The organism is Candidatus Pelagibacter sp. (assembly GCF_052049815.1).
GTDB lineage: Bacteria > Pseudomonadota > Alphaproteobacteria > Pelagibacterales > Pelagibacteraceae > Pelagibacter.
Genome location: NZ_JBNGZG010000052.1, coordinates 1 through 5,737 on the forward strand (window position 1 = coordinate 1; position 5,737 = coordinate 5,737).

Annotated in this window: 2 protein-coding genes and 1 pseudogene; 2 read left to right on the plus strand and 1 reads right to left on the minus strand. The window is 26.4% G+C overall.

All coding sequences use genetic code 11. The features are described 5' to 3' along the window. Positions 1–86: 86 nt before the first annotated feature. Positions 87–2,084, plus strand: a pseudogene (locus ACTT9D_RS06625) (ATP-dependent helicase); the annotation flags it as partial. After that, positions 2,081–3,775, plus strand: coding sequence for a M24 family metallopeptidase (locus tag ACTT9D_RS06630; RefSeq protein ID WP_440930995.1), 1,695 nt, complete (start codon positions 2,081–2,083; stop codon positions 3,773–3,775). The pseudogene ACTT9D_RS06625 and the gene ACTT9D_RS06630, both read left to right, overlap by 4 nt. Here the strand turns inward: ACTT9D_RS06630 and ligA are convergent. Further along, a partial coding sequence (gene ligA, locus ACTT9D_RS06635) for an NAD-dependent DNA ligase LigA (protein WP_440930996.1) occupies positions 3,767–5,737 on the minus strand: 1,971 nt, incomplete at its 5' end. The genes ACTT9D_RS06630 and ligA overlap by 9 nt on opposite strands.

Sequence of the window (5,737 nt, forward strand, 5' to 3'; positions counted from 1 at the left end):
CGGCCACCACCGACCTCTACACGTAAGGACGCGTCGGCAGCGTCAGATGTGTATAAGCGCCAGTTCTAAAATATCTTAATAATGCACAAAAAGATGCAGTTTTGTATTTAGATGGGCCCCTGTTGATTGTAGCTGGGGCTGGGTCTGGAAAAACAAAAGTATTAACTTCACGTATGGCCAATATAATTAAACAAAATAAAGCTTATCCAAATCAAATTTTAGCAGTTACTTTCACTAATAAAGCAGCAAAAGAAATGCAATATAGGGTAAGTAAAATCCTCAAAACAGAGGCAACAGGCCTACAGTGGCTTGGAACATTTCATTCAATATGTGCAAAATTACTGAGGAAACATGCTGCTGCAGCAAATTTAAATTACAACTTTACAATTATTGATACGGATGATCAGCTTAGGTTGATAAAAAACATATGTAAGGCTGAAAACATTGATACAAAACAACTTTCACCAAAATTTATTTTAAGCATTATTGATAAATGGAAAAATAAAGGTCTTTACCCAAATGAAGTAAAAATTAATAATAAAGATATTTATGAAAAAACCTCTCTGCCTTTATATAAAATATATCAACAAAAATTGGTTGATTTAAATTCCTGTGATTTTGGAGATTTAATTCTTCATACTGTCAAAATCTTAGAAAACAACGATGATATAAGAAGTATTTATAAAAGAAATTTTAAGTTTATTTTAGTTGATGAGTATCAAGATACAAACTTTATTCAAAGTAAATGGTTAAATCTTTTAGTTAATGATGATCAGAATATTTGCTGTGTGGGAGATGATGATCAATCGATTTATAGTTGGCGGGGTGCGGAAATAAAAAATTTTTTAGAATTTGATAAAATTTACAAAAATACAAAAGTAATAAGATTAGAAGAGAATTATAGATCTACCCAAAATATACTCAATGTTGCTTCTACTCTGATAGCCAATAATCAAAATAGAGTTGGTAAAACACTAAAATCAACAAAAGATGAAGGTGAACTTGTTAAACTAAATTGCTTCAAAAATGGAAAAGAAGAAGCTACTGGAATTTCAGACGAAATAGAGCAAAACTTAAAAAAAAAATTTTCATATAATAATATTGCTATTTTAGTGAGAGCAATTTTTCAAACTAGAGAATTTGAGGAAAGATTTCTAAAAATTGGTCTACCCTACAGAATTGTTGGTGGTACAAAATTCTATGAGAGAGCAGAGATTAAGGATTGTATAGCTTATTTGAGAATTGTTTTTCAAGACAAAGATGATCTTGCTTTTGAACGCGTTGTAAATAATCCTAAAAGAGCAATTGGAGATAGCACAATAAAACAAATTCACGAAAATTCAAAAAAAAATATAATCTGTCTAGAAAAATCTTCAAAACAATTAATTGAGATGAATTTGATTAAACCAAAGACTAAAATTGGATTGAGTTCATTTTTATCTTTACTAGAAAAATGGAGATATGATTTATTTGTTAAAAAAATAAATCATGTGAAACTTTTGCAAAATATATTGGACGAGTCTGGTTATTCATCAATGCTGAAAAATAAAAAAGATTTAGAAAATGAAAATAGACTCGAAAATATTAAAGAACTTTTGAGTGCAATGAAAGAATTTGATAATCTTGAGAGTTTTTTAGAACATGTATCACTTGCAACTTCAATTGATCAAGATTGGGAAGGTGAAAAAATAAATATGATGACTATGCATGCTGCAAAAGGATTAGAGTTTGATGTTGTTTTTCTTCCTGGTTGGGAAGAAGGATTATTTCCTCATCAAAAATCAATTGAGGAAAAAGGTCAAAACGGATTGGAAGAAGAAAGACGTTTAGCATATGTCGGTATTACCAGAGCAAAAAAAATTGCAAATATTTCATTTTCAATGAATAGATTTTATCAAGGTGATTGGTTAGATAGTTTGGCATCTAGATTTATTGATGAATTACCTAGTGACTTTATCGAAAAAAATAATTTAAAAGATGATGATTTTATGCAGGTAGATGATTTCGAATTTAACCAAGATTTTAGTGAGGATGATGATTATAGAAGTCCTGGATGGCTGAGATATCAAAAAAGAATTAAATGATAAAAAATAAAATTACAAAATTAAAAAAATTTTTTAAACAAAATCAAATTGATGGTTATGTAATTCCTAAAAATGATGAATTTTTTTCTGAATTTGATCAATTTGATAGATTAAAAAAAATATCAAATTTTAGCGGCTCAGCTGGATTAGCAATAATCACAAAAAAAGATAATTATTTATTTGTTGATGGGAGATACACAATTCAAGCAAAAAATCAGTCTGGAAAACAATTTAGGATTCTTGATATAACAGATAATCCACCTTCTAAAGTATTAAAAAATTTAACTTTAGGACTTGATCCAAAAATTTTTACAACAAAGAGAATAAAAAGACTATTTGCAAAAAAAATAAAAATTAAGGAAATTGAGGATAATTTGCTGGATAAAGTAGTAAATAATAAAATAAATAAAAATAAAAAGTTTTTCACTTTGCCTACAACAACTGTTGGTGAAACCAAAATTTCAAAGATTAAGAGAGTTATAAAATATCTTAAAGATACAAAAGCTGATTATCTTTTTGTAACAGCACCTGAAAATGTTGCCTGGCTTTTAAATATTAGAGGTAATGATAATCCAAATTCTCCAATTCCAAATAGTCATCTGATTTTAACAAAAGAAAAAAAAATCATACTCTTCGCTGATAGATATAAAACTGGTAAAATTTTGAATGATAAAACTATTAACAAAAATCAGTTTGCAGAATTTAATGAAATTAAATCAAATATTAATAAATTAACCACAGGAACTTTTATAATTGATTCAAACTCCTGCTCACTTTTCTATGAAAATTTAATAAGAAAAAAATTTAAAATATTAGAAAAAAATGATCCAATTTATGATTTTAAATCAATAAAAAATACCTTTGAAATAAATCATATGATCAATGCTCATTATGATGATGGTTTGGCCTTAACAAGATTTATTTATTGGATTAAAAATAATAAAAAAAAGATAAATGAAATAGATGCCGAAAAGAAATTAGAAAGTTTTAGAAAAAAAAGTAAAAAATATCTTTATCCTAGTTTTAATACAATTGCTGGAACTGGTAAAAATGGTGCTATAGTTCACTACAGAGCAAATTTAAAAAATTGTGGATGGTTGAATAAGAAAGATATTTTTCTTTTTGACTCTGGAGGACAATATAAATATGGAACAACTGATGTAACTAGAACAATTTGTTTCGAAAAACCAAGTTTAAAAATTAAAAATATTTTTACAAGAGTTTTAAAAGGCCATATTGCTGTTTACCTGAGTAATCTAAAAAAATATGATAATGGAAAAAAGATTGATATTAGAGCAAGAAAATATCTTAAAGAAGTTGGATTAGATTATGCTCATGGAACTGGACATGGTGTTGGGTTTTTTTTAAATGTGCATGAAGGACCACAATCTATATCAAAATACAATAATATTAAACTTAAAGAAGGAATGATAATTAGTAATGAACCTGGATACTATAAGGAAAATAAGTTTGGAATAAGAATCGAAAATTTGATTTATGTTAAAAAAAACAGCAAAGGTTTAAAGTTTGAAAATTTAACTTTTGCACCAATAGACATTGATTTAATCAATTTTAAATTATTAAATAAAAACGAGAAAAGATATTTATTTAAATATCACTTAGATATTTATCAAAAATATTCAAAGTTTCTTAATAGAAAACAAAAAAATTGGTTAGCTAATTTAATCTAATAATTGTTTAAACTCATTTTGATCTATAATTTTAATCTTTAGTTCTTTTGCCAAGTTAACTTTTTTAGGTGTTGGTTTTTCACCTATTATCAGAAAATCTAATTTTTTATTTACATTACTTAAAATTTTGCCTGAATTATTTTCAATTAAAGATTTTGCTTCTGATCTACTTATTCCAACCAGTTTACCAGTAATTAAAAAAGTTTTATTATTAAGTTTACCACTAGTTTTTACAGACTTGGTAGAATTAATTTTTAATACTTTATTTAACTCCTCCAAAATTTTTTTGTTAGTAGAGTTTTTAAAGAATAATTCTAATGAATTTATTTGAGTTTGACCTATACCATCTAAGTTTAAAAGATCATGGATATTTTTTTCCTTAATTAAGTTAAAAAATTTTTGAGAGCTTTTCAAATGATTTGCAATTAATTTAGAATTCTCAAGCCCTATGTGTCTAATTCCAAGTGAAAAAATAAATCTATCTAGATAAATTGTTCTTTTTGATTCTATAGAATATCTTAAATTAGATACTGATAAGTTGCCCCAACCATCTAGACTTTTTATTGCATTAAAATTTAAATTAAAAATATCTTGAGGATATCTAATTATTTTTTTTGCCCAGAAATCCTCCACTATCTTTTTTCCAAATCCATCAATATTAAAAGCCTCTTTTGAAACAAAATGTTTTAATTTTTCTATAGACATTCTTTCACATTCGAACCCTTGACTTGTGCACCTTCTAACTGCATCTTTTTTTTTTGTTGTTGTATTAAATTCTTTAACTGTTTTTGACCCACAAGAGGGACATTTTTCTGGAAATCGAAATTGCTTTGAATTTGATTGTCTTTTACTTTTATCTACAGAGATAACATGAGGAATTACATCACCAGCTCTCTCAATAATGACTATATCATTTACCCTAATATCTTTTCGACTAATTTCATCCTCATTATGTAATGTTGCGTTGGAAACTACAACACCCCCTATATTTACTGGTTTAATTTTAGCCACAGGAGTTAAAGCTCCAGTTCTTCCTATTTGTATCTCAATATTTGTAATTTTTGAAATAGCGCTATTAGCAGCAAATTTATGAGCAATTGCCCATCTAGGTGCATTAGCAACAAAACCTAATCTTTTTTGTAATTTAAAATCATTAACTTTATAAACTAGTCCATCTATGTCAAAATCTATTTCAGATCTCTCATTTTCTAAAAAATTATGATTTAATATTAAATTTTTAATACCTGAAATTTTTTTATTGTATGGATTAGTTTTGAAACCCCATCTATTTAAATTTTCTAAAAAATCAGTCTGTTTTTCTAATTTTAATCCATTTTCATATCCATAAGTATAAGCTATAAACTTCAAAGGTATTTTGGCAGTGGCACTTGGATCTTTCTGTCTTAAAGAGCCCGATGCCGCATTTCTTGGATTTGCAAATTTTGAACTTAGGTTTTTGAAATCACTATTTCTTATAAAGACTTCACCTCTTATATCAATTTCTTCAGGAAAATCACTTGAAGTAATTTTTTTTGGGATATCTTGAATTGTCATAAGATTATTTGTTATGTCCTCACCTTCATTCCCATCACCACGAGATAATCCTAAAAATAGTTTACTTTTGATATACGTTAATGATGCAGATATTCCATCAATTTTAGGTTCGGTAGAATATTCAATTTCAAAATTTTTATTAAGATCTAAATAATTTAATATTTTTTTTTCAAAGTTAATTAAATCTTCTTCATCGAAAGCATTAGACAATGAGAGCATTGGAACTTTATGTTTTACTTTTTTAAAATTTTTAGATGGTTTATAGCCTATAGTATTAGAAGGAGAGTTTTCTGATTTTAAAAATTTATATTTTTTTTCTAATAAAATTATTTGCTTTTTAAGCTCATCATAATCACTATCTGGAACTAGTGATTTATTTTTATCAAAATAACTTTCATTATATTTTAA